Source organism: Streptococcus sp. Marseille-Q5986 (assembly GCF_946902915.1).
Classification (GTDB): domain Bacteria; phylum Bacillota; class Bacilli; order Lactobacillales; family Streptococcaceae; genus Streptococcus.
Genome location: NZ_CAMPPY010000001.1, coordinates 83,404 through 107,883, shown reverse-complemented (window position 1 = coordinate 107,883; position 24,480 = coordinate 83,404). Strand labels below are relative to the sequence as shown.

Genomic DNA, 24,480 nt, shown 5'->3' with positions numbered 1-24,480 from the left:
GATTTTCCCAGATTTTTCCCAAGATTTTCCCAGAAAATCACTTGTAAACTAAAAGGTTGCTTGCTTGATAGGACTCCGCAAACTCTAATAAAGCCTTGTTCAATATCCGATAATACTCACTAGATGAATAACCTAGCTCTGAATAAATGCTGTAGTCTTCCCTCCTTTTCTTCCTGCAATATCGTTCAACAAGAATACGTGTGTATTCCAAATCGGAAAGATTGTTGATTGCTTTAGCGATTAGTTCTAAATCCTGCTGAGCTGACACTCTACGCACGACCATACTTTCTACCTGCTTGCTTGTCTGACCACTTGATGATTTTGGTTCAAGTGAGTAGGATATTGTTATTTTTGGAGCGTATTCTTCTCCAGCAATCCGTCTCAGACGACTGTATTTTTTGAGTACTTTGATAGCTTCCTTTCTGGTTTTCTTTTCGTCGATGATATCCAATAACTCTATTTGCACACGAACTCCTCCTCATGATATAATAGTTATGCGAAACTATAACACGAGAAGTCAGCTGTGCTGGCTTTTTTATATCTCAATCCCAAAAAATGTACAAATATCTTCGATGGCAAACTCTGAAATACTTGCACCGTTCTCCCAATTATTGATTGTTGAAACGGAATAGCCTAACTTATCGCTTAACTCTTTCTGAGTCAGTCCACGCTCTAGCCGTTTCGTTTTCAAAAGGATGTTGAACTCTTTGGGGACTACATCGAATAAAATTGATTCCTCGACTCCTAACTCTTCAGCTATTCGTTTTCTAAGACGTTCAGGCGGTACCCTGCCTCCTTCCCAACGGCCAATCGTGTTTGCTGAAACACAGAGCACTTTCCCAGCTTGTGTTTGTGTCAATCCTCTTGATTTTCGCCACATCCGTAATTGTTCTGGAAAAGTCTTATCTTCTCTATTCATCGTCTCTATTCATCGTCCACCTCAATCTTTACGACAGCTCTACTATTTGGATTTCTTCTTTGCGTGGATGTAAAAGTATAATACTTCAGCATCCTTTCAGCAATACCTGTTTCTTTGCTAATTTCCGCAAGAGTTCCCATGGTAATAAAGGTGTCACCATCATACAAAGCGTATTCACTCATGCTCCATCTCCTCAATCAGCCAATCCAGATTTTTACGTGCTTTCTTCAGGTCTTCAAGACCGTTCTTCTTCTGGAATCGCAATTGATACTTCAAGGCATTTCCAAGATAAAAGCCTTTCAGTTGTTCAGGTGTCATGAAATTTCTTAAAGCATCGATAGACTTCATCCATACCGCCCTTGGTAGTGGCTTGGGTTGTTTACGTTGTCAATTATTTCTGGGTTCATTCTAATCCTACTGCAAAATTGTACATCAACAAGTAATCGTCTAAAACCTTATGACATTTTGTGATGAAAGATTTTAAATCAATATCTGCATTGAAAAACTGAATCAAAATCAATTGACTAGCTAGATGTTTTTCAAGGTGATTGATTGCCATTTGGTCTAGCTCTGCGTTTACTTGGTCAATGTCTATTTCTTCTTTCTCTACTGGTTTACTTGGTGCTATCCATCTAAAATCTGAATCTAACGTATCAGATTCTTGATATTCGACCTTTTGGGGCTTACAGTCATATATCTCTTTTGAAATTTCAGGAGTATTTTTTTCTTTGTCAATGACTAAGAAAATCACGTTGATAGATGTATCTTCAAATCCATTTTGAATCACATTCAATTCAACAAGGTTATTTCCTACCAGCTCTCTCATTTTCTTTTCAGACTGACGGTAAGCAATACCAGGAAACATGATATAAAATCCGTATCGTTTCGTGTAAGTCATCGACTTCAACAGGAAAATATCATCAACAACACCAGATTTTTTCCACGGATATAATTTTTTAATAGCCTCTTGGTCTTCCCCTGGTAAATCTTTCAATTTCAAAGAATAAGGCGGATTCATTGCAATTGCATCCACTTGTATATCTGACTGATAAGTAAAAAAGCTCTGATTATCCACAACTGCATGAGGAAAGTTCGTTTTCAACGCTTCACAACTTTCCTGCTGAATTTCTACCGCTTGAAAATCAGTCATACTGATAAACTGCTCCAATTGTCCAGAACCTGCAGCGCCATCAAAGACAGATACATTCTCACCGCAATACTGCTTCACTTTCTTTGCTAAGTATTCTCGCAAAGGCTTCCCTGTCACATACTCAGCAAATTTATTAGCTTTCTGACGGTTATTGTGTTCCACGAACGTCATAACACAACATCACCTCATCTTTCTATTTATCCTCAAAACTGCCCTTTTTCTCTTAGTTCTGCATAATCATTTAAAATTCCTCGTAACTCTTCTGGTTCTACTTGAAACTCTTTGAACCAACTGCCATTAGGCGATATATGCATCTGCTTCATATCTACAAAATCCATTGGAAGCAAGAGGCAATAAGGACTGTCAATACCTGTACCTTGTTCTCTTTCCAAAAATGCAACTATGAAATCTTGCTCACCTTTGCACCTAATCCCCCAATGATTTGACTTTCCGCCTGAATATAACGAACTGTATTTCACATCAATCGTCATATTTTTAAAAACAAAATCATAGACAGGATTATTTTTCTTGAAAAGCGCATTGGCATCAACAGCGTCAGGTACTAAAGTCTGAAACAACTGTTCTGCTTGTCCGCCTAACTTAGCTCCTTTACTGCCAAATTGGATTTTGTCAGCAATCTTCAAGACACCAGCCTTACGTAATTTGATATGCGCGATGTGCATTGGCAGACCACTCAAGCGTACAGCTGTTCTAAAATCTCCATGCTCTAAGTATAAATCGACAATATCCATTACAACTCCTTTAAAATATTTTCAACAAATCGCGCTCCAGCGCTCGAATCCGTCTCTTGCGTGAATCGCACGGCTTCGAATACTCGATTATCTTCTCTTCGTTTTGCTCAATCGTGCGTTTCAGTCCGTCAATGACTGTCTGTTTATCGTAATTCATCTTCTAAAAATCTTTCAATACCTTCTCTATAGGTGGCTTCCACCAGACCGTCTAAGTCGTTCAGGGCTTCAATATAGTCTGGACGCCCTTGCCCATACTGCTCTTTCAAAAATTCAACAAAGAGATGAATTTCCTTATAGGTTACTCCAACCATGTTTCTTACCTCCTATTCGTAAATCTCCAGCTCAATCCTATAATTCTTATTTCCGGACTTGCCACCGTGCATGAACTCAGTCGATACTATCACATTGTAATTGTCATCTGTCCAAATCTTAGCGTCCGTCAAACCGTCAAACAAAGCCTTGCTTGTTGGTGACCAGTTCGGTGGGTCATACTTCCGATTGGTCGGAGGATATATCCGAACCTTAACCTTGCAAGGCTTGTCCTCGCTGTAAGGTAACCCAAAGTAATCTCTCAGTACATTGTTACCCTCGTATGCAGCTAACTGCCGTAAGAACTTCGTAATTTTAGCCTTTTGATGAAAGTGTGGTCTATCGTTTGAGTTAATCATCTGCTTTCTGTTTAACTCAAATTTAAGAATCAATCGTTCTTTCATGTCTTTTTGTTCATACTTCCTACCAAAATCCCACGCCTGCCAATTTGTGAGCGAGGCAAGCGTGAGTGAAATTCTTTGCGTCATTCGTCCAAAGTCACATGACCGTTTTTGACGCTTTCTAGTTCGCAGTTTTACAAGAATGCACGGCTTGTTGGTTTTTGAGTTGTTTCCAAAATGGAAATAGTTGGTTTCGTGAATTTAATAATCACTTTCAATCAAGTCATTCAAGCTAACTACTGCATTCAGTTTTTTCTGACTTCTGCAATAATCGCAATGACCACATTTTTTAGGTTCTTTCCGACCTTGGATAACGTCCCAAACTTCTATAATTTCAGACTTGATTTTATCTAAACCTTCCTCAAGCCATTCATCATCAATTTTTAAAATATCTTTATCAGGAACATTCTCCTTGCTGACCGCTACAATGTATGACCTGAAATCATTCCCTGTCATTTGTTTCAGCAATTCACGATATAGACCAAGTTGCCCATGGTATCCAAAGATAAGGATATTATTAACTGCTGCAGGAACTTTCTTTTTGAGCTCTGCGCTCCATTCTTCCGAGTAGATGGATTTCATAGTTTTTAGATCCACGAAATAGCCACGACTTAGATTCACACTGTCTAACTTCCCTTTAACTGGTACGCCTTCAATTTCGCCGTACACAATCAATTCTTTTTGAACCTCATCCGATGGATAACCGTGATACAAATGATTAAATCCGTCGTCGTCCTTTAGGCTTGCAATCATCTTATCGCCAATCACAAAGTCAGATTTTAGATTTCCTTTATTCTTACCTGTCTTAGCAAGCAACTTGTCGCCATTCTCATCCATAAATTGCTGATGTGCTTCTGGATTTTCAAAGTAACTATGAACATAGTTTCCGAGGAGAAGAAGTGTTTCATCTCTTTCCTCAGTCCATTGACCACTATCAAGGGCGAATGCCTTCGCTTGGCACTGCTGATACCGTTTAAATCGTGAATTGGTCAAATAGCTAGTATCGTTGTAGTAATTTTCTTGAGTTAATTCAATCATGGCTAGAACTCCTTAACATTGGTTGTATTACCTTCAAACAAGCTAACTTCTTCCAAAACTTCACCAGTTTCTTGGTCGTGGTTTGGAACTTCTTCTACAGGCGCTCCAAGAATGCCATCTAAAGTTTCGACAACTGGTTCTTGAGTAACATCTTTAATTTCATTTTTGCTTTGGATTGTGCTATCTTCATTATCAGCAACAATCGCTTCTTGTAATTCTGTAGATAATGGAGCATAGGTTGAAAGCATATGTTTTAAAACTGTCTTTCTTCCCATTGCATCAAAATCTGATTGCCAAGGGCTAAATTTACTGTTGTACGACTGACTGTATTTCTTTCCATGAGCCTGTACACGCTCTTTTGTCCAAAACACGGTCTTTTCAAATCCGTTTGCAAGTCGCATAAAAGCAAAGTAGCCTACCACTTTTTCGTTTTCCTTTGGGATCGCATACATATCAACTTCAAGGTCTTCAGTAAGAGGATTGAAACCCTTATACTGGCTTTCGTAAATTTCTCCAGCGTTCAACCGTGTCACTTGTCCACTACGCTGAGCGAGTTGAATCAGACCTTTATATCCAATCTGGAACTGTGCTTGATTTTTATAAGGCACGATATAAGCATATCCAAGGCTAGGTTCGATTGGCAAATTCAATACTGCTGCCTTCATTGCTGCAGTCATGATCGTTTCATTTGACGCTTTCGCCAACAAATTATTATTAGTCACAACACTCAGTAAACTCGCAACAAATTGTTGACCGTTGCCATTTACCACTTCTGAAAATTTCTGTTTCACTGCCGGTGAGTTAAAAAATTGTTTATGTGTTAGTTCGTTAGTCATCGTTTCTCTCCTATGCCCCTTATTCTTCATATTTGGGGTCTATTTCCGTTTTTTATTCTTCGTTCGATAATTTATATACCTGCTTCTTAAAATCGAATACAGGCGATTTTAGAGCCTTCTAAGAGCTCATCTTCTTCCCTTCGTCTTCTTCAAATTCCAATTTTCACGCTTTAAGCGCCTGTTTTCCTTTTGTAATTTCAAAATAATATCTTGTTGTTCGTTGATGATTTGCCCCAGCTCTTGGGCAAGATGAATATAATCAGAGCGCCAATTGTCGATTTCTGCGTATAACTCCTCAATCATACTTCATCACCCACATATCGGTACTGCCCACATCCAATATAGATGTACCGGCTAGGGTCAAGTTCCTCTTGTTCTTCAGGCGGTTGCATGATATCCCTATCATAATCAAACATGAGCATACACCTTCCCGAGTTCCAAAACTCGTTTCACATATCGAGCTTTGGATGTTAACCCAAGATCCAGCAATTCGTTTTTTTCTTCGTGGTTGGCCAAAAGCCATACACGGTTTTCAAGTTCAATTCTAGTCATCAGCGTCTCCTTTGCTCTATCCCAAATACTTTGCATAGCGTGCTCTTCGTGGTTCTGGTAAGGCTAATGGCTCAGGACGCAATCCTACAGGCGGTTCTACATCATAAGTAAATTGCTTGTCTGAACTTCTCAAGTTCATGCGTGCGACATTACTTGCCATTCGCTGGCGCTCTTTCTGCTTCATTTCAGCGTGGTTATCTAGTTTATTTACTAGCGACCACAGGATGATTCCAACGATTGTTACCAGGTAAATGTATTCCATCATTTTGAGTTTTCCTTTTCTTTATAGATTGCTACGATTCTTTCAAGATCTGCTATACGCTGATTCGCTTGTTGATATTCCTCTTGAAGGTCGATCAATGCTCTGTTTAAATCCAAAGCTACGATTATCCAGTCAGTATTTATTTCTTTTTCCAACCAGTTTTTTATTTTTGTTAAAAAGTTCATCCTACTGATCTCATTTTCTTACTTTTTTCATTTCTTTTTTCCAATCTAGGCTTCCTCTGTATTGCAGGTAGGCATCAAAACCTTTAATCGTGACAAGCTGGCCATCATTCCTAAGATGCTTCTGTTGGCTAGGTAGCTTTTTCATCTCACGTCTCATGTCTCCCGCTTGCCGTTTTGAACATCCAAAGATGCGCTCTAGTTCTTCATCGTTTGCAGAAATCTTCTCGATGATCACATCTTTAATTCTCACGATTTGAACTGTTTCCATTTTTGCTCCTTTCATGTTATAATTTCCTTGAATAATTTTGATTAGCGCCTGGTTGCCGTCAGGTGCTTTTTGTTTTATCTTAGTTCATCCAAGCTGACTTCCAGTGCGTCAGCGATTTTACACATATTCTTAAAAGAAATACGCTCGGTTTTGATATTTCTGATTGTATTTGGACTGATACCAGCTTTTTCAGCTAATGCCTTCTGTGTCATCCCTTTTTCAATCAACAAATGCTTAAACTTCTTCCACACACATTGCTCCTTTCCCAATATATTGTGTTTTAAACATATAAAAACACTACATATTGTTATTTAATTTAGATTATGCTATAATCATTCTTGACTAAGACCTCTCACGTTTTAGTCAAAATTCCAATAGAAAGGAGATGTAATATGGATTCTAATAAATTTATGGAAGTTGTCTCGAAACACATAGATCAAAATTTTAATTCAAACAATCAACTAGTAGACTACGTTGTGACTGAATTAAATTCGTTAGATCTCGGTATCAATACTGAACAAGCTCAACATATTGTCAACATTATTGAATATGTGTCAAAATCAACTTCTAAAAGCGCCATTATTGCTTTGGTAAATTCCATGCTAGAACTTGGGCTTCTAAAGATCGACAACTAATTTTATTTGTATCCCAAGTTGTTGTCAGACTTTTTGAATCTATCAGTATTTTTTGAACTAACTCAGGGTCTGCCTTTACAAAGGTGGACTCTTTTTTCCCGCTATACGGATATCGTTTTGGTCTCATTTCTTTCTCCTTTCCCATTTTTGCAAAGTCCTAAATTTGAAATTTTAAATTTCTCTTTTTTTATTTATTAATAGAAGTAGGACTGGTTGTCTTTTAATATTTATTGTTAGTTAATACTTGTTGTTATTTAATACTTATTAGTGCCTTATTTTACTGATTTGTAAAATACAGATTTGTAAAATACAGATTTGTAAAATAAGGAAATGTAACTACTATTCTGTGGATAACTTTTGTAATCCCTTCTCCAATCTCTCCAGCATCATCTCAAATTGAGAATCGGTAATTTTGACATCTGAGAAGAAGCGAAAGGTCTGAACTCCTTTACCTCGTCCAAGACTTTTTTTAAAAGTTCTGAGATAACCAGCCTTCTCTATCTTCTTGAAATGCCTATCTACCATATCCCGACTCACTCCTAAACGATTTGCAATTTCTTCTGGATAGACAATCCAGTTTTCTTTATTGCTGAGTACTACCATCAAGATACCGATAGAAGCAGGCTCTAGGTTCGAATCTTTAAGAAAATCATTGCTGACAGAAGTATAATCGTTAATTGGATTTTTGAAAGATGAGCTGAGCTTCCAAGTTCTTAAAATCTAGCATGATTTCTCCTTCCTAATCTTCAAACACCAAGCGTTTTCTGGTGACTGTTTCCGTCTCTATGCGGACATTTTTCAGTCCATTTTTAAAGATATAATCCGCCGCTTGACTGATTGGTATTCCACTTCCTTGAGCTAGCTCATATAAATCCTCAAATAGTTCATCTGAGATTGCGACCGTGCGAACCCCACGGCTGCTCTTTTTTACTGGTCTTCCTTTCCCTGGTTGCATCTTTACTATCTCCTTCTCTAAATTGCTTAGCCTTTACCCATTTATGGTCTTAATTTCCATCTTGGTATTATGTGATGGTTCCCATGACTTCCAGTAATTAAAAGCCTTTTCTTCGTCTTTTTTCTTCAGTAGGTCATACCGTGGAATCCTAAAGAATTCTTTAAAGTCTTTAGCCGCCTGACGAAAGACCTTGCTGGCAAAAGAGCGGTCTTTATACGCTTGACTATCCTTACCGCCAAGAGCCGTGATGACTTTCACTTTTCTTAAATTTTCAAGCTCTAAACAAATGGATGGGTTGACCGGTTGCTCATTTTTTAGATAATCAACATCTCCTGCCAATACTTCCTGATTTTGCTTTAATTCTTTTTGAGTTTGTAGAACTTGTATCAAGATATCCTCTTGAGTCAGTTCGCTCGGTTGACTTGAAACCACTTCATGCGTCATAAAATTTCTCCTTCCAAGATTTGCTTGTCTTTCTTTCTGATTGCTTGTAAATCGTTAAAGAATCGGATACCTCGATTGACAAAACTGTCAAATTCCTGACCAGCTACCCCGTCCGCATGTAAAACTTTTTCTTCATCTGCGTAGATGAGACCGCCCATATTAGCAAGAAAATCATTCCCTTTCTGGATAAGGCTAAGGATATTCTTGTAGGCTGCGATTTTTTTCTGGTAGTCGTCCAACTGCCCTTGGGATTGCTGGATGGCTTTTGTCAATTCATCGTACTTGTTCGATTTTTCATCCACTTCTGCACGTTGAGCGTACAGGTCTTTCAATTGCGCTTCAAGAAAAGCATTCCTCTCCTCTGCAGACTTAGCACGCTCTTCTAGTTTTTGATGATTCTGGAGGGCTTCCTGATAGTCCGCCGGCATAACAGGAACTTCTTTCACGATTTCCCTAGTCTGTTCTTCCCCCTTTTGCAGTTCCATTATTTTTCTTTTAGCTGCAGAAAATTTTAATTTCAAATCTTGCAACTCTCTGACTGTTGGGTTATCCCCTTGCTCAATCCTGTTAATTTGAGCCTGTTTCTCTTCTGCTGGAAGGGTTGCAATGAGATAAAGGGCCTTTGTCCCCAAATTTGTGTACGTGCCCAAATTTGGAATCTCTTCAGCTATTTTTATAAATCTACTTGCTTCTGTTCTAGCAATTCCTATACTCTCTACCCAACTTCCAAATTGACCGTGGGTAAGATTACGTTCTTTGACATGTTTCAGTCGTCTGCCGATTTCCCAAATTGACTGCCCTGCAATTTGTTTGTGATGATTGATTTCTAGTTCAATCTGATTGAGGTTGTTTGATAAAGCTATTTCATTCACTCTCTAATTCCTTTCTAAATTTGATATAATTAAAATAAAAACGACTGGAGGAGAATAATGAAATCGTCATTTTTTCACTATCTAAAGGAAATCGTCTTATATGGTGTCCTAGTTCCGATTTCGACAGTTATCGTAGGATTTCACCTTTTTACTACCTTCTATCCTATTTCTGATTCACTGTTAACAGATTTCTTGAAAGCTTTTACAGAACAAAGAATCCTTGCTATTGTATTCGTTCTTATTCTTTGCTTTATATTTTTCGGTTCAATTTATTACTGTATTTCATGTGGACGAAATAGAAAATTGATACCTGATAAAGTTTATACACAAATCACAACTTACATTTCATCTGTAGGTTTAGCGACTGCAGTGATAGCTGTCGCTACCTTGACTCTCACAGAATTACAGTTTTCAATCCTTACGGGTTGGATTGCTTTTATCGCTTTGTTGTTGCCACTTCTGAAGTTTAAAGTCCAATACAGCACCTATCAGACTAGCGACAATGTAGCACAGAAAACTACCGAAAACAAAGCCAATTAAGAAAGGCTCTACCATTCTCCTCTCCCCCTTTCTATTTTTCTCTCCTTCTGCTATAATAAATCCATAAAGGAGGTAATATAATGCCACAAATCACCAATGATAATGTCCAGATTTGGACACTCTATATCACAGTAATAATTGCAGTTATCGGTTTTGTTTTTAATACCATTTCACTCTGGCAAACGAAGAAAGCTACAGAGGATATGGCAAAGCCTTATATTAATGTTTATGTAGATGCCTATGCAGTTAAAAATCAACAACGTACCTATGTTTTTAAAAATTTTGGCCAAACTCCAGCATATATAGATAATATTCAGATAGATGGAGAATTGGATTCATTGAATTCTATGCACCGCTTCAACTCACTTATCGGAAATATGATTGCCCCAGGACAAAAAATTACATCGTCAATACACCCAGATTATAAAGGACGTATCGTAATAACGATTGCCTACTCCGATACTAAGAAACGTAAATATACAGACAATTTTGTACTTGATGCAAACTTGGCATCTTCAATGCTCTACACTGTAAACGAGAGCAATAAAAGCGATTCTCCAGCTACAGCTATCAGACAATCGACCATGGCTCTATTACGCGATCTACGATAGAACCATCTCCGAGCGATTTTACAGTTCAAACATCACGTAAGCATTCAATTTTTATCTCAACAGTTTCATCGTCAAGTGTATTGGCGATGATTTTATTTTTTGCGTCAATCGCTTCGTTCAAGTCTTTACAAGTTAATTCATAAAATACATTTACATTTGCATTCATTTCTTCCTCTCCTTCCTCCTACAACATATCTTCCACTCTACACCCTAGCGCCTTAGCAATCGCCACCGCCTGCGACAGCGTCACTGCCTTCAGGTCGTTCTCGATCCGTGACAAGGTCGTGTAGTCTATCAAGGTTCGCTTAGCAAGCTCACGCAAATCCAGCTTTTGAGCAGCTCTCAGCTCCTTCATTTTCGCTCCATACATTGACTTCTTCCTTTCTACTGATAGGTCTTTTCAAAACTGTTGGTACTTGTCAACAGTTTTGATAGAATTAATTCTATCGATTTTGAAAAAGTTTGACCTTTTTGACGTTTCCGTTTTGGTGACTATCTTGGTAAAAAAATTTCTTGCAATGGTTTATTAAAAAAACTATGCAAGAAAAACATTTCATCTTGAGTAAAGGGACGTTGCCCCTTTTCTTTCTGACGATATGCCGTTTCGGATATCCCAAGTTTATCTGCCAAATTCTTTTGCGTCAATCCTTTGGATTTACGTAATTCGTACAAAAGTATTTGCAAATCATAACCACCTCCCTATCTAAAAATTAAATATAAAGTCAGTACGATAATACTAGACCAGAACAACATACTTGGAATAAGTCCACCTCGAATTTCCAAGGAAGTTTTTGCATGATTGTCTTGATTTGTCTTTTCGTAATCAAAGTTACCAAACAAGAATTTTTTCCAATTCATTTTTTCTCCTTTTTCTTGCAGGAGATACAGCCTATGTGATATAATGACAGTGCCCCATAGAGGGGAGGGGCTTTAGGTCAGCCCCTTAAGTTCCTACCACTCTATTGAGTAATGGAACTCAATTTTGAACCAGAGAATTTGGATTTTTAAGCCGAATTCTCTTTTTTTAGGTCTTCTTTCCTGTCGCCTCATTGGCTGTACCTCCTTTTTTATTTGGTTGATTATCTCAACCATGATTTAATTATGTCACCATTTTGGTGACTTGTCAACACTTTTTTAATGAAAAAATAAAAAAAGTTGCGATTTCGGTGACTTTTTTATATAATCTACATATAACGTCACAGGGGTAAAAAATATGGACTTAAAAAAATACATAGGAAATCAGATAAAACTGTTCAGAAAGTCAGCTAGTCTTACTCAAGATGAACTTGCTCAAAAACTAAATACAACAAAACAAACCATAAGTAGATACGAAAAGGGAGATCGTAAAGCTAATCAAGATATGCTTTTTTCCCTATGTGATATTTTCGGGGTAAGCATTGATGACTTCTTTCCATCTACGAATGAAAACTCTACCACCTCCACAGCGTCCCCAGATTTGCTCACACAGCAGATAACGGACAAGGTGGTACAATTAACCCCAGATAATAAAAAAATCGTCCTACGGACTTCTGAGGAGCTTCTGGAGAGCCAAAAAGCAAACGGCAGCATCTATCGACAGAAAAACGAAGAAGAAACGAAGAAAAACGAAGTATCGGAGGACATCACCAGACTGGACGACTACAGACAGACCACTTACCGCCGTGTTACTAGGGTTGTTTCTGCTGGTAGTGGCGCGATGCAGGACGACGATTTAGATATGGAGGTTTCATTCTATGAGGATGAAATACCAGACAACTATGACGCTATCGCTTATGTCGTCGGAAATTCCATGGAGCCAAAGATAAAAAACGGCGACTATCTCTTTATCAAGAACACCCCACAGGTTGACTATAACACCATCGGTATCTTTCAAGTAGACGGCGCTAACTATGTCAAGAAACTGCGTCAAGGGTATTTAGAAAGCCTTAACCCTGAATGTGCTGATATTCAACTAGACGAAAGCAACGATATCCGCACCATCGGCGAAGTTGTCAGTGTGTATAGAGAATAAAAAACTGAATTTAACAAAAAACTTGACAAAAACAACAAAAGACTCTATAATGAAATTAATCTAAGTGAATGCTCCCCCCTGGGAGCCTAGAAGAGTCTTTGCATCTATGCAGAGGCTCTTTTTGATTTACGAAGGAGAGATATGGAAACAAAACCTTTCAAAACATTCCGAGAGCAGATAGAACTCCTAAAATCTCGAGGGCTTACCATCCGAGATGAAAACAGGGCAATCAGCATTTTATCGACATACAGCTATTACGAAATCATAAACGGCTATAAAGAAATTGGTATTGAACAAGGAGAGAAGTTTAAAGAGGGTGCAACATTTGAAAAACTCGTAGACGTTTTCCTCATGGACAAAAGCATACGAACAAATATCAATCTAGCATTACAAGAAATCGAGGCTCATCTTAGAACCGTTCTTTCCTACGTAGTCGCAGAACATTACACTGCAGACCAAAATAAATACCTTCAAAGAGAGAACTATGAACGAGGTGCTAAAAAATTCAAAGAGTCTGAACGTTCTAAGTTTCTACGTAAATGCTATAAAATCACCCAAGATAAGACTCAACCATATAAACATTATCGAGAAAAGCATGGCAACGTGCCGCCTTGGATTCTTGTTAAAGGGATGACTTTTGGTCACCTAATCACTTTTTATAAACTACAAAAGTCGCATATAAAGACAGAAGTTATTCAGCGCATGACAGGACTAGATAAAGAAAATATAGATAATGATATTAAACAATTGTTTATCAATGTATTTTACTTCTTACTCTCCTATCGAAACAGATGTGCCCATCTTGGAAGAGTTTATAACTTCACAACAGAAAAGAACAAAATCAATTACAATAAATTCTTTCACAATCGATTGCACATCACAGAAGAAGATTACAAGAATGGGCAAGGACAAAACGGTTTGAGAACACTCATATTTTCCCTAACCTTATTCAAAACTTGGGGTCCAGTATCACCAGTGGGATTATTGAACTTCCAGATTATGGAAGCTATCAACTCCTATCTGTTGAAATATCCAGAAGATAGAGATTATATAAACCAACAAATAGGCGGTGAACTTATTCCTATCGTCTAAACAAAAAATCCCCCCACTCTCCGACGGCCATCTTTGAGTGTGAGGATATCCAGTATAGTAAAAGGCATTAAAAAGCCCTCTTTACTATACCCATTTTATCAAAAAAGTGAGGTACAAACAATGGCATACTTCAGAAAGCGAGCGAACGGTTGGGAGTATCGCATATCTTACAAGGATACCGACGGCAAGTATAAGCAAAAATCAAAAAGTGGATTTAAGACGAAAAAACTTGCTCAAGTAGAAGCCTTGGAAGTTGAGCAAAGTCTATCGCAAAATTTACTGACAGATAAAGAGGTTACTTTGTATGATTTCGTCAAAATGTGGTCTGACGTATACAAGCGTCCACACGTCAAAGATAAAACGTGGGATACATACACGAAGAATCTCAAGCATATCAAAACATATTTCGAAGATTTGAAAGTAAAGGATATAACGCCCCTCTATTATCAAAAGAAATTAAACGAGTTTGGTGAGAAATACGCTCAAGAAACACTTGAGAAATTCCACTATCAAATTAAAGGCGCTTTGAAAGTTGCAGTCCGTGAGCAAGTTATCAACTACAACTTCGCTGATGATGCAAAAGTGAAATCACAAATCGAAAACCGAGCAGAAGAAAACGACTTTTTGGAAGAGGACGAGTATAAGGCTCTAATTTCATCCACACGCTCGCATATCCAGTATGTGTCCTATTTTACCCTCTACCTCCTTTCTGTGACTGGTATGCGCTTTTCTGAGGCTCTAGGGCTAACGTGGAGTGATATAGACTTGGAAAATGGAATAATAGATATAAACAAGTCCTTCGACTATTCCAAAACGCAAGATTTTGCTGGTCTAAAAAATGAAACATCAAAAAGAAAAGTCCCGATAGATAAAACCACGATAGAAACGCCGAAAACGTACAAAAAGAAATACTGGCAAGCAAACATAAAAAACCGTGTTTGTTTTGGAGTGTCCAATTCCGCTTGTAATAAGCTGATAAAAAGGTTAGTTGGTCGTCCAGTTAGAAATCATAGTCTGCGCCATACTTACGCATCATATTTGATTTTAAAGGGCGTTGACATTGTAACGATATCAAAATTGTTAGGACATGAAAGTCCTGATATAACCTTGAAAGTGTATTCGCATCAAATGGAAGCACTGGCAGAAAAGAACTTCGAAAAGATAAAAGAAATTTTTCTAATTGCATAATTTTGGGGCGGATTTGGGGCGAACCACCCGTAAACCGTGATAAATAAAGGGTGTTAAATCCGTCTACCGCCTTTTTTAACAGTTGCTGAAGAGCTGGGCTACACCAAACACCTCAAGACAGGCGAGTCCCACAAGCTCAAGCAAAAGATTGCCATTATCCAATGGGTCAGCGAACAAGGAGAGCTGGACGATCTCTACTACCAGATTCGCCTTGGGATTGAAAAAAGAGCCCAAGAGTTGGACTATGATATCTTGCGCTATTTTAATGACCATCCTTTTACACTAAGCGAAGAAGTGATTGGGATTCTCTGCATCGGAAAGTTCAGCCGGGCTCAGATTTCTGCCTTTGAAGAATACCAAAAACCTTTAGTCTTTATAGACAGTGACACCCTCTCACTAGGTCATACCTGTATTATTACTGGCTTTTACACTGCTGTGAAACAAGCTGTAGACCATTTCCTCAGCCAAGGGCTTGACCGTATCGGAATTCTCACAGGTCTTGAGGAAACAACCGATCAGGAAGAAATCATTCAGGATAAGCGACTAGAAAATTTCAAAGACATTTCCCAAGCAAAAGGTATCTACCATGAAGAACTGGTCTTTCAGGGGAGCTTTACTACCCAGTCGGGCTATAACTTGATGAAGAAGGCCATTTACAAGCTAGGAGAACAACTCCCACCAGCCTTTTTCGCAGCCAGCGATAGTTTAGCCATCGGTGCCCTCCGTGCACTTCAAGAAGCTGGAATCAGCCTGCCAGACCGCGTCAGCCTTATTTCTTTTAACGACACTAGTCTGACCAAGCAGGTCTATCCTCCTCTTTCTAGCATCACTGTCTATACCGAGGAAATGGACCGAGCAGGCATGGATATTCTTAATAAGGAAGTTCTCCATGGTCGCAGCATCCCTAGCCTGACTATGCTGGGAACCAGACTGACTCTGAGAGAGAGTACTCTTCCATAACTCAACAAGTATACCAACGCAAAAAATCCTAATAGAGATTCTCAAATCTCCATTAGGATTTTCTTCTATTCAATCACAATCATAGACTTAATGGTCTTGCGTTCATCCATATCTTTACAAGCCTAGTCAATATCTTCTAATCTATAGCTTGAAGTAAAGACGCGACCTGGATTGATGTCTCCATCAAGAACGGCTTTTAGTAAGAATTGCTTATCGTATGTTGTAACAGAAGCTGGACACCACAGATTATTGTATTTTGACCAAAGGTTGAGCCAATGGCCCGATTCTCATAGTGCGGTACACCGACAAATCCTAAGCGGCCTCCGTTGTGAAGGACTCCCAGAGCTGCATCTGCCTCGCCACCTAGAATCTCACGCACCTTGGCAATTCCTTCTTGACCACGTTCAGCTACAACAGCTGTCGCACCTGACTCCAGATCCATGGGTGAAAGGTGCAATGACAAAATCTCCCGGCTTGACCGTTGTAATAGCCTCTCCGATTTCTTCGATAATTCCAATAGCCTCATGACCGCTATTCCTATGTCCTTCTTCAGTTTTGGGATTACGGTAGCTCCAGAGATCCGAACCACAAACGCAAGTGCGAACAATGCGGATAATAGCATCATCTGCTTCTATAATTTACGGACGTTCAATTGTAGCAAGTCCAACCTGACCCGCCTTTGTATACACTGCTGATTTCATTTGAAATTTTCCTTCCTTGTAAAGTTTAATTTTGAGATTGAAGCGATTTAAAGCCGTCTGTAACTGAGACAAGCGCTCCTCTAATTTTTTCTTTTCATCTTCTAAAATACCAAGCCTTTCCTCTCTCGTTTCATCCCCCTTTTGGTAGAGCGACATATAGTCAACTAAACTGTCTACAGAGACACCTGCCGAACGGAAACACTTAATAAATTCCAGTACTTCTATATCTTAATCTTGAAAGTCACGAATTCCAGTTGCGGTTCGAGTAATCGGTGGCACAAGACCAGCTCGCTCATAATACCGAATCGTATCCGCTGAAATTCCCAATAAGTCGCTGGCGGATTTAATATTCATATACTAGCCTCCTTTCATTTTCTTCACTGAACTTAGAACCTGTATTCACAAAATGATAGAGCCTTTAAAAGCCGATTAATGTGTGAAAGTTTGACAAAAGCAAGCTCTGACGATACGGATTTTTCAACATCCTTAGCTAATCTTCGAGAGTGATTCAACCAAGAAAAAGTTCGCTCAACAACCCAAGGTTTGGGGATGATTTGCCAGCTGGCCTTGATTTTTTCAGAAATACCTACTGGGCAACCAAACTCCTTCACCATCATCTCCTCAGAGCTTTTACGATAACCAGCATCGGCTGAAAAAGCCTTGATGGTTGGGAATTGTAGCATCACTTTGCGAGCCACTAAAAAGCCTGATTTTGTGTCGTGCAAATGAGCTGCATGAACCACCACATCAAGAAGATTTCCCATAGTATCCACAAGGATGTGGCGCTTCCTCCCTTTGACTTTCTTACCGCCATCAATCCCACGTTCCTCTGCAGCATCTGTTGTTTTCACGCTTTGAGAATCAATGATAGCATAGGTTGGAGGGGCTGCTCTACCAGCTTTCAGTCGCTTTTTTTAACCAGTTCCGTCAAAATGGTGTCCCACAAACCGCTCTCTCTGGCACGACGAAAGAAACTCCAGACAGTTAGGGAAGGAGGGAAATCATGAGGGAGCATACGCCATTGGCAACCTGTTTTAGTGATATACAAGGTGGCGTTCACGAGTTCTCGTTTAGCCCACTTATAGGTGCGATGTTGGGAGAAATAGGGTTCAAGTTTAGCCCATTCTTGATCGGTTAAATCGGTATCATATGTTTTTCGTATCATATCTTTAGTTTAACATTTTTTGTGAATACAGATTCTTAATCAGATGGTTCACCTCCTTTTCATCTAAACGAAGGAGGTTCTCTTCACTTCCATATCCAGCATCTGCGACAACTGTCTTTAGGGGTTTCAAGGAAGGGGAGAAGAGTCTTGGTATCTGTCGGATTTGAGAAGACATCATAGTGAAGAAGAAATTGGTTTTCAGTAGCGATTTGAAGATGATAAGTAGCCTTGAGTGGGTCATTTTTCATATGGTCTTCTTTCATCCGTATAAAAGTGGCATCTGGATCTGTTCTTGCAGTTTGACGGAAAACTTGTCCCTTGCTTTTTTCCACACGAAACGATACTTGTTGGCATTGGCTTCAATCTTAGTCCCGTCAATACACAAACAATCTAAGATCACTAACTCTTCCGTTTTTAAACGAAGATTGAGGTCGATGAAAAGATCACGAATGAGTTCTTCCATCCCTTCGGCGACACGAAAACGCTTGATGGTGCGATAGCTAACAACCAACTGCCCTGTTAGGTACTGCATGGCGAGATTTTCAATCATCATTTTTTCAATTTTTCGAGCAGAGAAAATCCCTTGTGAAGAGGCAAATAGAAGAGTAGATACAAGCATTTTAGGGTGCTAAGACGGGCGAGCAGAGGCATGATAGAAGGAGGGAAAGGACTATCTTCCAAGGTATTCAGCACTTTTTCAATATCAAAGACGAGATGGTCTTGTGGCAAGAAAAAACGGATTTCTAGTGGTAAAGTTGTTTGATTTGTGTTATAGTGAATATGCATGAGATAGCCTTTCTAAATGGTGTATTGTGCAATTCTATTTTACCAAGACTATCGTAACCATGCAAAAAAGCAACGGCTTTGCCGTTGCTTTTTTGGGATAAGAGACTATTGTCCTAGGCTTTTTTTATCCATGTACACGTTTCATATAGTCTTGGTAACTTTCAGTATCCATGAGTTTTTTAGCGTTCTTGACACGATCTGCTGTTGGTGGTTTAACCCCTTCGAGTGTATAAGGAATTCCCAATTCACGCCACTTGAACTCACCCATAGTGTGATAAGGCAGAATTTCAAACTTATCAACATTTTTAAGGGTCTTGACGAACTTACCAAGTTCAATCAGGTCATCGTCTCTGTCTGTCAATCCTGGAACTAGCACGTGGCGAATCCAGACAGGTTTTCCAATATCTGATAGATACTGGGCACAGGCCAAGATATTTTTATTGGTTTGGCTAGTAACAATCTTGTGCTGTTCTTCGTTGATTTCCTTGATATCCAAGAGGACCAAGTCAGTGACAGCCATAAGTTTGTCAAACTTCTCAAGGTAACGTGGTTTATTACGGAAAGGCAGGGCACAGGTGTCCAAGGTACAGTGGATTCCTTGTTCCTTAGCCTTGGTAAAGAGGGCAATCAGGAAATCAATCTGCAAGAGAGCTTCTCCTCCACTGACTGTAATCCCACCCTTATTTCCCCAGAAACCGCGGTAGCGCAAGGCCTCTGTCAAGACATCATCTACCGTCCGTTCACGTGACTTATTGGACTCCATAGCCCAAGTATCCGGGTTGTGGCAATACTGGCAACGCATGTGACAGCCCTGCAAAAAGACAATAAAGCGAATACCAGGCCCATCTACTGACCCAAAGCTTTCTGTCGAATGCACCATTCCTGTCACTTGTCCATAATCAATTGTTTCTTCAGACATATCGTTACCTTCCTTGAAAACGTTTTATAGTTTTATTATATCACGACTTGAAGGAAAAACAAGATTTTTGCCTATTTTTTAGAAAGCAATCTGTTTTTCAATTTCATTTTCAATTACTTATCATCTTATTCTTCAAAATCAAAGTCATACAAGGTTGCAAAGTAGTCCTCAGGGCGCTCTGCACGGCGGATTTGACGGGCTTTCCCTTCTTCGGTATAGAGGATTTCCGCAGAACGAAGTTTGGCGTTGTACTGGTAGCCCATTGAAAAACCGTGAGCACCTGTATCATGAATTAGCAGCAAATCACCGATTTCTGTATGAGGCAGTTCGCGATTCACTGCAAATTTATCATTGTTTTCACAGAGTGAACCAACCACATCTACCACTTCAGCTGGTCCTTCTGGATGAGTCATGTTGCTAATATGGTGATAGGCGCCGTACATGGCTGGACGCATAAGATTGACTGCTGATGCATCCACACCTAGATAGGTACGGTAGGTTTCCTTCTTATGAGTTACTCTTGTAACCAAAGCACCGTGAGGTGCCAACATAAAACGACCCAATTCGGTGAAAATCTTAACCTCACCAAGACCTGCTGGCGTAAGGACCTCTTCATACACCTTACGAACTCCCTCACCAATCAAGGCAATATCATTTGGCTCCTGGTCTGGACGATAATTGACACCAATACCGCCAGAAAGATTGATAAAGTCTAGCGAAATGCCCAACTTTTCCTTGATTTCAACAGCCAATTCAAAGAGCTGACGCGCCAACTCTGGATAATAGAGATGGGTCACAGTATTAGACGCTAGGAAGGAGTGAATCCCAAAGGTCTTAGCTCCTTTTTCCTTCAAGATAGCAAAAGCTTCAAAGAGCTGGTCCTTGGTCATGCCGAACTTGGCTTCTCCAGGATTGTCCATGATGTCTGTCCCTAGCTCAAAAACACCTCCAGGATTGTAACGACATGAGATGATTTCTGGAACGCCTGCTGCACGCTCTAGATGTTCAATATCTTCAAAGGCATCCAAGTTAATGGTCGCACCCAATTCACGCGCATAGGCGTATTCCATGTCTGGCGTGTTGTTTGAAGAGAACATAATCTCAGAACCAGGGAAATTCAGTTTATGACTCATCAAAAGTTCTACATAACTAGAGCAGTCCACACCACAGCCTTCCTCTTGGAGAATTTTCAAAATAGCTGGGGTTGGAGTAGCCTTAACTGCAAAATATTCCTTAAAGCCCTTATTCCACGAAAAGGCTTGGTTGACGGCTCTTGCCTTCTCACGAATCCCCTTCTCATCATACAAGTGAAAGGGAGTTGGGAACTCGGCAACAATCTCTTCTAAGTCTTCTTTTTTGATAAATGGTGTTTTCATAAGTTTCTTTCTATTCTATTTGCAAAGAAAGGCTGGGACAATCGTTCCAACCTTTAGTTCTATCTCTTATTTATCTTCGTCAAAGATATTGCCAACCTCAACATCGATGGCTTGGTTCTTGACATCAATATTGGTTACCTTCAAGAGTGACTTGTAGTCAAACTGCTTTTCACGTTCTTCTTGGGCATTGTCCGCAAAGACTGCTACACCTGCCAATTCTGAATCAAACTCACGCAAGAGACTAATCATCCCGTTGACAGTTCCGCCACCTTTCAAGAAGTCATCCACAATCAAGACACGGCTTCCTGCCTTGAGACTACGTTTTGAAAGGAACATTTTCTCGATGCGGTCACCACTTGAACCTGATACATAGTTGACGCTGACAGTTGAACCTTCGGTAATTTTCAGGTCACGGCGCACAATGACAAAGGGAACATTGAGGACATTGGCAACTGCATTTGCAAGCGGAACACCCTTGGTCGCTACTGTCATAACCGCGTCAATCTTTTGGTCCATAAAGCTCTTGGCAATAATGCGACCAATATTTTTCAAGATAGCTGGTGTGCTAAGCAAATCTGACAAGTAAATATAGCCACCTGGCAAGATACGGTCACTTTCTGACAACTTGGCACGCAAGTCCTCAACCATTTCCTTGGCATCATGACTTGAGATTGACGGTGTGAAGATGACACCTCCACCAGCCCCAGTAACTGTCTGGATGTGGCCGATTTCGATTTCCTCAAAGGCGCGCTTGATAATCACGATGTCCTCTGAAATCGATGATTTAGCAGATTCGTACTTTTCTGCAAAGGTGTTGAGACTTGTTAGTTTGTATGGATTATTAATCAAATAGTTGGAAATGACAACCATCCGATCACTTCTTCTTAATTTCATTTTTATTTACCATTCCATTTAATTTTGATATTTTATCCATTATACCACATTCACATAAAAAAACGAACATTATTGCGTAAAAAATGCTCGTTTTTCTTAAATTGGTAACTTCTCAAAGTAACTTCCACTTTCCTGACCGAAGTGGAAGTTCGTCTAAAACGGATTTTTATGGTGGAATTAAGTGTGAGACGTTTGAGTTAGAAATGAGATCTACTCTGACCAAACAGAAACACCTTACCCTTTCAGACCGTAATGATGTCCAACTAGGCTTAGAGCGCGATGAAACCTTCAAAACTATTGGACAATCCATTCTAAAAGACCCAACTACTGTTTCAAAAGAAGTCAAAAGAAATAGACAAGGCCGAGAGTCTACGTGTGATAACCTTCCTTGCACTTTACTCGATAAAGTTCCCTCTGTCTGTAATGATTGCCCTAAAAGAAGACAAAATTGCGGATTTAAAAAAATCTTCTACCTTGCTAAACAAGCTCAAAAGCAATACGAACAAACTCTTGTCGAGGCTCGTGAAGGAATTCCTCTCAATTCCAAGACTTTCTGGGACTCCGAAAAGGATACCTATCTATCGCTCCTATTGACCTAGCCAGAGCCGTTAAATTCAAAGAAAGACGGAAAAATAGGCTACCTTCCATCCCTAAAGAAGCTAAAAAACCGTTCCTCTGAGGATTTTCAAATCTATTTAGCCCTGAATCAACTAGACTCATGGCTGGAAATGGACACGGTTATGGGCAGAATGGGAGGTAAAATCCTAGTCACCTTCAATCTTTCCTTCTGTAACTTTATCTTCGCTAGGCTGCTGGAGAATAAAACTGCCCTTGCGGTTACCAAACACCTCATGATATTAAGAACACTCTTCACCAAGCGAACAAAGACTTTTTCCAACTCTTTCCCGTCATTCTTACCGATAATGGTGGAGAGTTTGCCAGGGGCGATGATATCGAAATGGATGTTCGAGGAGAAAGTAAACTTTTCTTTTGTGACCCTAATCGCTCTGACCAGAAAGGGAGAATTGAGAACATTCACACGCTGATTCGCGACCTTCTACCTAAAGGAACTTCCTCTGATAACTTCATTCAAGAGGACATCCATCTCGTCTGTTCGCATGTCAACAGTGTCAAACGAGCTGCTTTGAATGGAGAGTCAGCCTATGAACTCTTTGCCTTTACTTACGGAGAAGGGATTCCTAAGCTTCTCGGCATTTCTAAAATACCTGCAGAAGACGGCTGTCAATCTTCTAAATTGCTTCAACAGTGGTTCTAAAAACGAACCTTCAACCCCATTCAAACGTCTCACTCTAAGAATCTGTATTCACAAAAAATGTTAAACTAAAGATATGATACGAAAAACATATGATACCGATTTAACCGATCAAGAATGGGCTAAACTTGAACCCTATTTCTCCCAACATCGCACCTATAAGTGGTCTAAACGAGAACTCGTGAACGCCACCTTGTATATCACTAAAACAGGTTGCAAATGGCGCATGCTCCCTCATGATTTCCCTCCTTCCCTAACTGTCTGGAGTTTCTTTCGTCGTGCCAGAGAGAGCGGTTTGTGGGACACCATTTTGACGGAACTGGTTAAAAAAAGCGACTGAAAGCTGGTAGAGCAGCCCCTCCAACCTATGCTATCATTGATTCTCAAAGCGTGAAAACAACAGATGCTGCAGAGGAACGTGGGATTGATGGCGGTAAGAAAGTCAAAGGGAGGAAGCGCCACATCCTTGTGGATACTATGGGAAATCTTCTTGATGTGGTGGTTCATGCAGCTCATTTGCACGACACAAAATCAGGCTTTTTAGTGGCTCGCAAAGTGATGCTACAATTCCCAACCATCAAGACTTTTTCAGCCGATGCTGGTTATCGTAAAAGCTCTGAGGAGATGATGGTGAAGGAGTTTGGTTGCCCAGTAGGTATTTCTGAAAAAATCAAGGCCAGCTGGCAAATCATCCCCAAACCTTGGGTTGTTGAGCGAACTTTTTCTTGGTTGAATCACTCTCGAAGATTAGCTAAGGATGTTGAAAAATCCGTATCGTCAGAGCTTGCTTTTGTCAAACTTTCACACATTAATCGGCTTTTAAAGGCTCTATCATTTTGTGAATACAGGTTCTAAATTTTGACTTACCTTCACTATTTTCTTGATAGCTTCCTCGTTTGAGTATACTTTTCGATGACAAGGAACTGAGCATTGAAACGCACTATAGTTCCCCTGAATTTCAAACAATCGTTCTCAATCAAATCCAGCCTTTTCAAACTGACCGTCCACATTCGTCATCATGACAAAATATTCCTTCTCTTTTACAAGATTGTATAAATCCTGATATAGAGGCAAACTTTCGCCATAATGGTTTAATAATACATGTCGTGACCAGTATGCCCACTTTTCTTCCAAAGTTTGAAAAGGATAAAATCCAACAGAATACATATCGGTCATACCATATTTTTCTATATAATCTGAAAAATATTGCTGGAATCTCTGACCTACATAATCTAAACCTGCAGCAGTTGATAATCCAGCAGCAGCCCCTATCAAAATCGTATCTGCCTCATTCAATAATTGCTTTGCCTCTTTAACCTGATTCATTTTCGCCTCCAATTTATTTCTATATCGCATTTTCTCTATTGTAAGGTCGATTGTTCTATC

38 protein-coding genes and 6 pseudogenes are annotated in these 24,480 nt (G+C 39.6%); 10 read left to right on the top strand and 34 right to left on the bottom strand.

All coding sequences use genetic code 11. From position 1 onward, the window contains the following. Positions 1–37: 37 nt before the first annotated feature. From OVN21_RS00700 to OVN21_RS00625, 16 genes and pseudogenes are all read right to left on the bottom strand, one after another. Entirely contained in the window at positions 38–466 is a 429-nt protein-coding gene (locus OVN21_RS00700) for an ArpU family phage packaging/lysis transcriptional regulator (protein ID WP_267246870.1), read from the bottom strand. Between the two features lie 69 nt (positions 467–535). Further along, positions 536–919, bottom strand: a complete 384-nt coding sequence (locus tag OVN21_RS00695) for a helix-turn-helix domain-containing protein (RefSeq protein WP_267246869.1) — start codon at positions 917–919, stop codon at positions 536–538. A gap of 5 nt (positions 920–924) precedes the next feature. Next, positions 925–1,101, bottom strand: coding sequence for a hypothetical protein (locus OVN21_RS00690; protein ID WP_267246868.1), 177 nt, complete (start codon positions 1,099–1,101; stop codon positions 925–927). After that, positions 1,094–1,326 (bottom strand): annotated as a pseudogene (locus OVN21_RS00685) (DUF3310 domain-containing protein). Before OVN21_RS00685 ends, OVN21_RS00690 begins: the two are co-directional and overlap by 8 nt. Beyond that, positions 1,323–2,240 carry an N-6 DNA methylase gene (locus OVN21_RS00680; RefSeq protein WP_267246867.1) on the bottom strand — a complete coding sequence of 306 codons (918 nt, stop codon included), beginning with the start codon at positions 2,238–2,240 and terminating at the stop codon, positions 1,323–1,325. The pseudogene OVN21_RS00685 and the gene OVN21_RS00680 overlap by 4 nt, the downstream one beginning before the upstream one ends. A 32-nt stretch (positions 2,241–2,272) precedes the next feature. Continuing rightward, positions 2,273–2,821 carry a hypothetical protein gene (locus OVN21_RS00675; RefSeq protein WP_267246866.1) on the bottom strand — a complete coding sequence of 183 codons (549 nt, stop codon included), beginning with the start codon at positions 2,819–2,821 and terminating at the stop codon, positions 2,273–2,275. A 143-nt stretch (positions 2,822–2,964) separates the two neighbouring features. Next, a complete protein-coding gene (locus tag OVN21_RS00670) occupies positions 2,965–3,132 on the bottom strand; it encodes a hypothetical protein (protein WP_267246865.1) in 168 nt (55 codons plus the stop codon). A gap of 12 nt (positions 3,133–3,144) precedes the next feature. Then, positions 3,145–3,534, bottom strand: coding sequence for a hypothetical protein (locus tag OVN21_RS00665; protein WP_267246864.1), 390 nt, complete (start codon positions 3,532–3,534; stop codon positions 3,145–3,147). Between the two features lie 198 nt (positions 3,535–3,732). Then, positions 3,733–4,569, bottom strand: a complete 837-nt coding sequence (locus tag OVN21_RS00660) for a PD-(D/E)XK nuclease-like domain-containing protein (RefSeq protein WP_267246863.1) — start codon at positions 4,567–4,569, stop codon at positions 3,733–3,735. 2 nt (positions 4,570–4,571) lie between these two features. Further along, entirely contained in the window at positions 4,572–5,435 is an 864-nt protein-coding gene (locus OVN21_RS00655) for a recombinase RecT (RefSeq protein ID WP_267246862.1), read from the bottom strand. Positions 5,436–5,531: 96 nt separating this feature from the next. Next, entirely contained in the window at positions 5,532–5,708 is a 177-nt protein-coding gene (locus OVN21_RS00650; RefSeq protein ID WP_267246861.1) for a hypothetical protein, read from the bottom strand. Positions 5,709–5,813: 105 nt separating this feature from the next. Continuing rightward, entirely contained in the window at positions 5,814–5,957 is a 144-nt protein-coding gene (locus tag OVN21_RS00645) for a hypothetical protein (RefSeq protein ID WP_000196747.1), read from the bottom strand. 16 nt (positions 5,958–5,973) lie between these two features. Next, positions 5,974–6,222 (bottom strand): hypothetical protein, encoded by a 249-nt coding sequence (locus tag OVN21_RS00640; RefSeq protein ID WP_267246860.1) that lies wholly within the window; start codon positions 6,220–6,222, stop codon positions 5,974–5,976. Further along, positions 6,219–6,404: a hypothetical protein gene (locus OVN21_RS00635; RefSeq protein WP_267246859.1), complete on the bottom strand. Its 186-nt coding sequence runs from the start codon at positions 6,402–6,404 to the stop codon at positions 6,219–6,221. The genes OVN21_RS00640 and OVN21_RS00635 overlap by 4 nt, the downstream gene beginning before the upstream one ends. 10 nt (positions 6,405–6,414) lie before the next feature. After that, positions 6,415–6,672, bottom strand: coding sequence for a hypothetical protein (locus OVN21_RS00630; RefSeq protein ID WP_323743920.1), 258 nt, complete (start codon positions 6,670–6,672; stop codon positions 6,415–6,417). 74 nt (positions 6,673–6,746) lie between these two features. After that, complete coding sequence (locus tag OVN21_RS00625; RefSeq protein ID WP_033675869.1) at positions 6,747–6,923, bottom strand: helix-turn-helix domain-containing protein; 177 nt, start codon at positions 6,921–6,923, stop codon at positions 6,747–6,749. Positions 6,924–7,064: 141 nt separating this feature from the next. On the opposite strand from OVN21_RS00625, the gene OVN21_RS00620 reads away from it, so the two are divergent. After that, the gene (locus OVN21_RS00620; RefSeq protein ID WP_267246857.1) at positions 7,065–7,307 is read left to right on the top strand and encodes a hypothetical protein; all 243 of its coding nucleotides are present in this window, start codon (positions 7,065–7,067) and stop codon (positions 7,305–7,307) included. Between the two features lie 339 nt (positions 7,308–7,646). Here OVN21_RS00620 and OVN21_RS00615 read toward each other — a convergent pair whose 3' ends face one another. From OVN21_RS00615 to OVN21_RS00600, 4 genes are all read right to left on the bottom strand, one after another. Next, positions 7,647–7,910, bottom strand: a complete 264-nt coding sequence (locus OVN21_RS00615; RefSeq protein ID WP_222861492.1) for an HTH domain-containing protein — start codon at positions 7,908–7,910, stop codon at positions 7,647–7,649. Positions 7,911–8,046: 136 nt separating this feature from the next. Next, positions 8,047–8,262: a hypothetical protein gene (locus tag OVN21_RS00610; protein WP_267246856.1), complete on the bottom strand. Its 216-nt coding sequence runs from the start codon at positions 8,260–8,262 to the stop codon at positions 8,047–8,049. 33 nt (positions 8,263–8,295) lie between these two features. After that, a complete protein-coding gene (locus OVN21_RS00605) occupies positions 8,296–8,706 on the bottom strand; it encodes an ORF6C domain-containing protein (protein WP_267246855.1) in 411 nt (136 codons plus the stop codon). Continuing rightward, positions 8,703–9,578: a DUF3102 domain-containing protein gene (locus OVN21_RS00600; RefSeq protein ID WP_267246854.1), complete on the bottom strand. Its 876-nt coding sequence runs from the start codon at positions 9,576–9,578 to the stop codon at positions 8,703–8,705. The genes OVN21_RS00605 and OVN21_RS00600 overlap by 4 nt, the downstream gene beginning before the upstream one ends. 57 nt (positions 9,579–9,635) lie before the next feature. Here OVN21_RS00600 and OVN21_RS00595 point away from each other — a divergent pair, with 57 nt between their 5' ends. After that, the gene (locus OVN21_RS00595) at positions 9,636–10,118 is read left to right on the top strand and encodes a hypothetical protein (RefSeq protein WP_267246853.1); all 483 of its coding nucleotides are present in this window, start codon (positions 9,636–9,638) and stop codon (positions 10,116–10,118) included. A gap of 80 nt (positions 10,119–10,198) precedes the next feature. Next, on the top strand, positions 10,199–10,729 hold the full coding sequence (locus OVN21_RS00590; protein ID WP_267246852.1) for a hypothetical protein: 531 nt from the start codon (positions 10,199–10,201) through the stop codon (positions 10,727–10,729). A gap of 25 nt (positions 10,730–10,754) precedes the next feature. On the opposite strand, the gene OVN21_RS00585 is transcribed toward OVN21_RS00590, so the two are convergent. From OVN21_RS00585 to OVN21_RS00570, 4 genes are all read right to left on the bottom strand, one after another. Then, a complete protein-coding gene (locus OVN21_RS00585) occupies positions 10,755–10,895 on the bottom strand; it encodes a hypothetical protein (protein ID WP_267246851.1) in 141 nt (46 codons plus the stop codon). Positions 10,896–10,913: 18 nt separating this feature from the next. Further along, positions 10,914–11,099: a helix-turn-helix domain-containing protein gene (locus OVN21_RS00580; RefSeq protein WP_267246850.1), complete on the bottom strand. Its 186-nt coding sequence runs from the start codon at positions 11,097–11,099 to the stop codon at positions 10,914–10,916. A gap of 122 nt (positions 11,100–11,221) precedes the next feature. Beyond that, a complete protein-coding gene (locus tag OVN21_RS00575; protein WP_284525284.1) occupies positions 11,222–11,401 on the bottom strand; it encodes a helix-turn-helix transcriptional regulator in 180 nt (59 codons plus the stop codon). Positions 11,402–11,428: 27 nt separating this feature from the next. After that, positions 11,429–11,587 carry a hypothetical protein gene (locus OVN21_RS00570; protein WP_267246849.1) on the bottom strand — a complete coding sequence of 53 codons (159 nt, stop codon included), beginning with the start codon at positions 11,585–11,587 and terminating at the stop codon, positions 11,429–11,431. A 355-nt stretch (positions 11,588–11,942) separates the two neighbouring features. On the opposite strand from OVN21_RS00570, the gene OVN21_RS00565 reads away from it, so the two are divergent. From OVN21_RS00565 to OVN21_RS00550, 4 genes and pseudogenes are all read left to right on the top strand, one after another. Further along, positions 11,943–12,740 carry a helix-turn-helix domain-containing protein gene (locus OVN21_RS00565; protein WP_267246848.1) on the top strand — a complete coding sequence of 266 codons (798 nt, stop codon included), beginning with the start codon at positions 11,943–11,945 and terminating at the stop codon, positions 12,738–12,740. Positions 12,741–12,881: 141 nt separating this feature from the next. Further along, positions 12,882–13,832, top strand: coding sequence for an Abi family protein (locus OVN21_RS00560; protein WP_267246847.1), 951 nt, complete (start codon positions 12,882–12,884; stop codon positions 13,830–13,832). Between the two features lie 120 nt (positions 13,833–13,952). Further along, positions 13,953–15,020 (top strand): site-specific integrase, encoded by a 1,068-nt coding sequence (locus tag OVN21_RS00555; RefSeq protein WP_267247283.1) that lies wholly within the window; start codon positions 13,953–13,955, stop codon positions 15,018–15,020. Positions 15,021–15,095: 75 nt separating this feature from the next. Continuing rightward, positions 15,096–15,980, top strand: a pseudogene (locus OVN21_RS00550) (substrate-binding domain-containing protein); the annotation flags it as partial. Between the two features lie 122 nt (positions 15,981–16,102). Here the strand turns inward: OVN21_RS00550 and OVN21_RS00545 are convergent. From OVN21_RS00545 to purR, 9 genes and pseudogenes are all read right to left on the bottom strand, one after another. Further along, positions 16,103–16,618 (bottom strand): annotated as a pseudogene (locus OVN21_RS00545) (alcohol dehydrogenase catalytic domain-containing protein). Further along, positions 16,619–17,035: pseudogene (gene nmlR, locus OVN21_RS00540) on the bottom strand (stress response transcriptional regulator NmlR). 32 nt (positions 17,036–17,067) lie between these two features. Continuing rightward, positions 17,068–17,547: a transposase gene (locus OVN21_RS00535; protein ID WP_267247282.1), complete on the bottom strand. Its 480-nt coding sequence runs from the start codon at positions 17,545–17,547 to the stop codon at positions 17,068–17,070. 35 nt (positions 17,548–17,582) lie between these two features. Further along, positions 17,583–17,846: a transposase gene (locus tag OVN21_RS00530; RefSeq protein WP_267246846.1), complete on the bottom strand. Its 264-nt coding sequence runs from the start codon at positions 17,844–17,846 to the stop codon at positions 17,583–17,585. 37 nt (positions 17,847–17,883) lie between these two features. Then, positions 17,884–18,142 (bottom strand): annotated as a pseudogene (locus tag OVN21_RS11105) (transposase); the annotation flags it as partial. After that, complete coding sequence (locus tag OVN21_RS00520) at positions 18,106–18,465, bottom strand: transposase (RefSeq protein ID WP_267246844.1); 360 nt, start codon at positions 18,463–18,465, stop codon at positions 18,106–18,108. The pseudogene OVN21_RS11105 and the gene OVN21_RS00520, both read right to left, overlap by 37 nt. A 291-nt stretch (positions 18,466–18,756) precedes the next feature. Then, positions 18,757–19,551 carry a pyruvate formate-lyase-activating protein gene (pflA, locus tag OVN21_RS00515; RefSeq protein ID WP_267246843.1) on the bottom strand — a complete coding sequence of 265 codons (795 nt, stop codon included), beginning with the start codon at positions 19,549–19,551 and terminating at the stop codon, positions 18,757–18,759. A gap of 125 nt (positions 19,552–19,676) precedes the next feature. Next, entirely contained in the window at positions 19,677–20,927 is a 1,251-nt protein-coding gene (locus OVN21_RS00510; RefSeq protein WP_267246842.1) for a diaminopimelate decarboxylase, read from the bottom strand. Between the two features lie 66 nt (positions 20,928–20,993). Next, positions 20,994–21,821, bottom strand: a complete 828-nt coding sequence (gene purR / locus OVN21_RS00505; RefSeq protein ID WP_004238844.1) for a pur operon repressor — start codon at positions 21,819–21,821, stop codon at positions 20,994–20,996. Between the two features lie 215 nt (positions 21,822–22,036). Between purR and OVN21_RS00500 the strand changes: the two are divergent. From OVN21_RS00500 to OVN21_RS00490, 3 genes and pseudogenes are all read left to right on the top strand, one after another. Further along, positions 22,037–23,097: pseudogene (locus OVN21_RS00500) on the top strand (transposase). Positions 23,098–23,170: 73 nt separating this feature from the next. Continuing rightward, complete coding sequence (locus OVN21_RS00495) at positions 23,171–23,434, top strand: transposase (RefSeq protein ID WP_267246841.1); 264 nt, start codon at positions 23,171–23,173, stop codon at positions 23,432–23,434. Next, positions 23,431–23,949 carry a transposase gene (locus tag OVN21_RS00490; RefSeq protein ID WP_323743919.1) on the top strand — a complete coding sequence of 173 codons (519 nt, stop codon included), beginning with the start codon at positions 23,431–23,433 and terminating at the stop codon, positions 23,947–23,949. Before OVN21_RS00495 ends, OVN21_RS00490 begins: the two co-directional genes overlap by 4 nt. Before the next feature lie 117 nt (positions 23,950–24,066). Here OVN21_RS00490 and OVN21_RS00485 read toward each other — a convergent pair whose 3' ends face one another. Next, positions 24,067–24,420: a hypothetical protein gene (locus tag OVN21_RS00485; protein ID WP_267246840.1), complete on the bottom strand. Its 354-nt coding sequence runs from the start codon at positions 24,418–24,420 to the stop codon at positions 24,067–24,069. Between the last annotated feature and the right edge of the window lie 60 nt (positions 24,421–24,480).